Raw genomic sequence first — 425 nt, 5'->3', positions numbered from 1 at the left:
CGCCTGACGATGACCTACTCTCACATGGGCAACGCCACACTACCATCGGCGCAGGTCTGTTTCACTTCTGAGTTCGGGATGGGATCAGGTGGTTCCAGACCGCTATGGTCGTCAGGCAAAACGGTTGATCACTGGGGGACGGGATAGAACGATCAGAGCGGGCTCTGAGTGATGATCGATTTCTTTTGTTGCGTTATCCGCAATTGTCTTGGGTGTTATATAGTCAAGCCGCACGAGCAATTAGTACCGGTTAGCTCAACGCCTCGCAGCGCTTACACACCCGGCCTATCAACGTCCTGGTCTTGAACGGCTCTTCAGGAGGCTCGAGGCCTCGGGGAGATCTCATCTTGGAAGGGGCTTCCCGCTTAGATGCTTTCAGCGGTTATCCTGTCCGAACATAGCTACCGGGCAATGCCACTGGCGTG

Annotated in this window: 2 rRNA genes; both read right to left on the bottom strand. The window is 55.1% G+C overall.

Going from position 1 to position 425, the window contains the following annotated elements:
* Position 1 precedes the first annotated feature (1 nt).
* Positions 2 to 116 (bottom strand): 5S ribosomal RNA (rrf, locus tag JIF53_RS00010).
* A gap of 103 nt (positions 117 to 219) precedes the next feature.
* Positions 220 to 425 (bottom strand): 23S ribosomal RNA (locus tag JIF53_RS00005); the annotation flags it as partial.

Source organism: Marinobacter sp. bablab_jr008 (assembly GCF_016464145.1).
Classification (GTDB): Bacteria; Pseudomonadota; Gammaproteobacteria; order Pseudomonadales; family Oleiphilaceae; genus Marinobacter; species Marinobacter nauticus.
Note: the sequence above shows the minus strand (reverse complement) of the source record. Positions and strands in the feature narration are given on the sequence as shown.